This window comes from Mesorhizobium sp. M2A.F.Ca.ET.039.01.1.1 (assembly GCF_003998035.1).
Lineage (GTDB): Bacteria > Pseudomonadota > Alphaproteobacteria > Rhizobiales > Rhizobiaceae > Mesorhizobium.
Genome location: NZ_RZRY01000535.1, coordinates 1 through 4,439, shown reverse-complemented (window position 1 = coordinate 4,439; position 4,439 = coordinate 1). Strand labels below are relative to the sequence as shown.

The following is a 4,439-nucleotide window of genomic DNA, read 5'->3' as shown; positions in this document are numbered from 1 at the left end:
CCCCTCTTGGCACGGTTTGTTGAATTCGACTTAGCTTATGGATCAACCGTTTCGTTTTGCTTGCCGGATTGAACGGCATTAGAGCAATTGCCGTCATCAACCGTTCACCCCGGCAGCCTCCCACCCATGCAGAGCATCAAGCGGCTCATTCCCGCCTCCTTCGTCGTTCTGTGGGCGACAGGCTTCATCGGCGCGCGCTACGCCATGCCCTGGGCCGAGCCCTTTACGTTCCTTGCCATCCGCTTCGTCATAGCGGCGATCCTGTTTGCCGGCCTCGCCGTGCTGCTTGGCTCGCGCACGGCGACGCGCGACGAGGCGTTGCATGCGACGATGGCCGGCGTCCTCATGCATGGCGTCTATCTCGGCGCCGTCTTCTGGGCGATCCACCGGGGCATGCCGGCAGGGTTTTCGGCATTGATCGTCGGCCTGCAGCCGCTGATCACCGCCGTGCTCGCCGGCAGATTCCTCGGCGAGGCGATCCTGCCCCGCCATTGGGCCGGGCTCGCTGTCGGGCTTGTGGGCGTCGTCATTGTGCTGTGGCCGAAGCTCGGAGCGGTCGGCGGCGGCGTGACCGCGGCAACATTGACCGCCTCGCTCGTCTCGGTGCTTGGCATGAGCGCCGGCACCATCTGGCAGAAACGCTATGCTTCCGGCGGCGACCTGGTGTCGGCGACGATGTGGCAGTATGTCGGCGGCTCCGCCGTGATGATCCTGGGCTCGCTCGCCTTCGAGACGCGCGCCGTCACCGTCAATGGCGAGCTGATCTTTGCCATGGCCTGGCTGGTCCTGGTGCTGTCGGTCGGCGCCATCTTCCTGTTGATGGTGATGATCAGGGACGGCGAGATGTCGAAGGTCGCTTCGCTGTTCTACCTCGTGCCCGCCGTGACCGCGGTCATCGCCTGGATGCTTTTCGACGAGCAGCTCAATCTGCTGCAGATCGCCGGCATGGCGATCGCGACCCTTGGCGTAGGCCTGGCGACGGCGGGCAGGCAAGGGAAGGGAAGGGGAATTGAGGAATTGAAGAATTGAAGAACGGAGAACTGAGGAACTGAAGAACTGAAGAACTGAAGAAGAAGCCGGCAGCGCCGGATCGCTTTTTCTTCAATTCCTCAATTCTTCATTTCTTCAATTCCTCTACCGACGCAACTCACCCGACGCGCGCACGCGCCTCCAGATAGCGGCTGATGGCGGCGTTGAGCTCGCCGCCGAGGATGAAGATCGCCGAGATGATGTAGAGGAAAACCACCGCGATCATGATCGAGGCGAGCCCCGCATAGGTCGTCACGTAGGACGAGAAATGATCGAGATAGGTGGCGAAGATGGTCGAGCCGGCGAGCCAGGCGATCAGCGTGAAGACGATGCCCGGTATGATCGAGACAAAGCGGCGCTTGCCGGCCGGCAGCCAGATATGCACCGAGAACAGCCCGATGACGATGACGGTGGAGGCGACGACGTAACGCCACAGCGTGATGGTGCCCATATAGGGCTTGATCCATTCGAGATGCGCCTCCGCCAGCCTGGCCAGCAGAGGGGCGAACACCAGAAGCACGCTGACGGCCAGGAAACAGGCCGTGGCGATCAGCACGAAAATGATGCTTTGCACCCTGCGGTGGATGATGCCGCGCGTTTCGGTGACACGATAGGCCCGGTTGAGCGAGGTGCGCAGCGCCTCGATGCCGTTCGACGCGAAATAGGCGGCAAGCACGACGCCGTAGGTCAAAAGGTCGGTTCGCCTGACGGTGAGAACGTTCTGCACCTCGCGCGCGATCGGCTTGGCGATCTGCTCCGGCCAGGTGTCGAAGACGAGATGCACCGCCGTGTCCGAGAACGCCTGCGCGCCGAGGAAGCTGGCCAGTGTCGTGGCGAAGATCAGGAACGGAAACAACGCCATCAGCGAGGTGATGGCGAGATGGCTGGCCATCGCCCAGCCGTCGTCATTGTTGAAATGGCCGATCGCATCGTAGAGCACGCGCTTGACGGCGACGATATTCCTGAGCAAGGACCCGCGCTCCGCTCGATTGTGTCGACGCCGCGAATATGGGAAGTGATTGCAGCAAATGGCAACCCCAGGTCAGACAACGTCCACCGTCGCGAAAGAATTGCGCACCGTCATCGTCACCGGGGCCTCCTCCGGCATCGGCGCGTATTGCGCGCGGGCGCTGAAGGCGGAGGGCTGGCGGGTCTTCGCAACGGCGCGCAAGCCGGCCGACATAGCCGTGCTCGAGGCCGACGGCCTGGAGGCCTTCTATCTCGATTATCGTGAGCCGGAATCCATCGCCGCGCTGGTCGAGGCGGTGCTTGAACGCACCGGCGGCACGCTGGACGCGCTGTTCAACAACGGCGCCTACGCTCAGCCCGGCGCCGTCGAGGACCTGCCGGTCGCAGCGCTGCGCGAGCAGTTCGAGGCCAATTTCTTCGGCTGGCATGATCTCACCCGGCGCGTCATGCCGGTCATGCGTCGCCAGGGGCACGGCCGTCTCGTCCATTGCTCCTCGATCCTCGGACTGGCGCCTGTCCGCTTCCGCGGCGCCTATTCGGCATCCAAGCACGCCATCGAAGGCCTGATGCTGTGCATGCGCCAGGAACTCGACGGCAGCGGCATCCACCTTTCCCTCATCGAACCGGGACCGGTGACGTCGAAGATCGCCAGCAATGGCCTGCCCTGGTTCCTGAAGAACATCGATGTCGAAAAGTCCGTCCACCGCGCGGATTATCAGGCGCAGCTCGCCCGGCTCCAGGCCGGCGGCAGCGTGTCGAAGCTGAAGCCCGGGCCGGAGGTCGTGCACAACGCGCTCCGCCACGCGCTTCTGTCACAGCGCCCGCGCCCGCACTATGTGGTAACGGTGCCGGCCAGGATCGGCGCGGCACTCAAACGCATCCTGCCGGCGTCAATGCTGTACCGCGTGCTCGCCAGGCGCGCCTGACCGAAACTGAACCGGAGCCAGCCAGATGGTCATCGTCTTGAAGATTCTCGCCGTCATCGCGATGGCGGCCGTGCTGATCGTGCTGGTTCGCGGCCTGATCAACATGATGCGCGGCGGCTCCGGCGTCACCTCGAACAAGCTGATGCAAGCCCGTGTGATGCTGCAGGCCGTGGCGTTGGCGCTGCTGTTGCTGGTGGTCTATTTCACGCGCAAATAGAGGTCTTTTGGGGACGTTATGGTCAAGCTCAACAAGATCTACACCCGCACCGGCGATGACGGCACCACCGGGCTCGGCACCGGCGAGCGGCGGCTGAAATCCGACCTGCGCGTCGACGCCTATGGCACGGTCGACGAGGCCAATGCCTGCATCGGCATGGCCCGCATCCATACCGCCGGCCAACATCCCGCGATCGAGGCCATGCTGTCGCGCATTCAGAACGATCTGTTCGATCTGGGAGCCGACCTCGCCGTGCCCGACGGCGGCAAGCCCCTGGAATACGAGCCGCTGCGTATCGTCGCCGCCCAGACCGGCCGCGTCGAACAGGACATCGACCTCCTCAACAAGGACCTGCAGCCGCTGAAATCCTTCGTGCTGAACGGCGGCACGCCGGCCGCGGCCGCGCTCCATCTGGCCCGCACCGTGGCGCGCAGGGCCGAGCGCCTGATGGTGGCGCTGGCCCAGGATCCGACCGAGCATGTCAACCGCGAGGCGCTCAAATACGTCAACCGCGTCTCGGATTTCCTGTTCGTTGCCGCCCGTGCGGTCAATGACAATGGAAAGGCCGACGTGCTATGGGTTCCCGGCAAGAACCGCTGAATCCAGGGGCGGGAGGGTCCGATGTTCATCCCGCTTTACGACACCAACAGGCTGCGCCACATCCGTCTGCAATATGTGACGATCGGTCTGATGGTGGTGAATGCGCTGGTCTATCTGGCGACCACGCTTGGCGGTGAGAACTTCACCAATGCCGCGGTTCTCGGCCTCGGCTTCATTCCCTCGGTGGTCCACCACAAGGTCGAGCTGTCGCCTGAATTCGTCGTCATACCCGAAAGCCTCAGCTATCTCACCTATTCCTTCCTGCACGCCGACATTTTCCATCTAGGCGGCAACATGCTGTTCCTGTGGGTGTTCGGCGACAATGTCGAGGATGCGCTCGGCCACATACGCTACCTAATCTTCTACTTGGCCTGTGCTGTCGCCGGCGCTTTCTTCCAGGGGCTGGTGGCCTGGGATTCGCAGGTGCCGCTGATCGGCGCGTCCGGCGCCATTGCCGGCGTCGTCACCGCCTATCTGATTCTCTACCCTCGCGTGAAAGTCTGGGTGCTGGCCTTTGCCCGCATCCCCTTGCGCATTCCGGCCTTCATCCCGCTGATCCTCTGGATCCTGTTCCAGATCGTGATGTTCGCCGCCGGCGGAGAGGACCGGATTTCCTGGGCCTGCCATATCGGCGGCATCCTCGCCGGATTCGTGCTGGTGCTGGTGCTGCGCAGCCGCGGCGTGCCGCTGCTGGCCGG

6 protein-coding genes are annotated in these 4,439 nt (G+C 63.5%); 5 read left to right on the top strand and 1 reads right to left on the bottom strand.

From position 1 onward, the window contains the following. Window positions 1-126 precede the first annotated feature (126 nt). Complete coding sequence (locus EOA24_RS28640) at window positions 127-1,029, top strand: DMT family transporter (protein WP_126081060.1); 903 nt, start codon at window positions 127-129, stop codon at window positions 1,027-1,029. Between the two features lie 118 nt (window positions 1,030-1,147). On the opposite strand, the gene EOA24_RS28635 is transcribed toward EOA24_RS28640, so the two are convergent. Continuing rightward, complete coding sequence (locus EOA24_RS28635; protein WP_126081059.1) at window positions 1,148-1,999, bottom strand: YihY/virulence factor BrkB family protein; 852 nt, start codon at window positions 1,997-1,999, stop codon at window positions 1,148-1,150. Window positions 2,000-2,057: 58 nt separating this feature from the next. Here EOA24_RS28635 and EOA24_RS28630 point away from each other — a divergent pair, with 58 nt between their 5' ends. The 4 genes from EOA24_RS28630 to EOA24_RS28615 all read left to right on the top strand — a co-directional run. After that, window positions 2,058-2,924, top strand: coding sequence for an SDR family oxidoreductase (locus EOA24_RS28630; RefSeq protein ID WP_126081058.1), 867 nt, complete (start codon window positions 2,058-2,060; stop codon window positions 2,922-2,924). Window positions 2,925-2,949: 25 nt separating this feature from the next. Continuing rightward, entirely contained in the window at window positions 2,950-3,141 is a 192-nt protein-coding gene (locus EOA24_RS28625) for a twin transmembrane helix small protein (RefSeq protein ID WP_042641360.1), read from the top strand. An 18-nt stretch (window positions 3,142-3,159) separates the two neighbouring features. Beyond that, complete coding sequence (locus tag EOA24_RS28620) at window positions 3,160-3,741, top strand: cob(I)yrinic acid a,c-diamide adenosyltransferase (RefSeq protein ID WP_126081057.1); 582 nt, start codon at window positions 3,160-3,162, stop codon at window positions 3,739-3,741. Window positions 3,742-3,762: 21 nt separating this feature from the next. Beyond that, window positions 3,763-4,439, top strand: a 677-nt coding sequence (locus EOA24_RS28615; RefSeq protein WP_133374654.1) for a rhomboid family intramembrane serine protease, incomplete at its 3' end; no start/stop codon positions are given.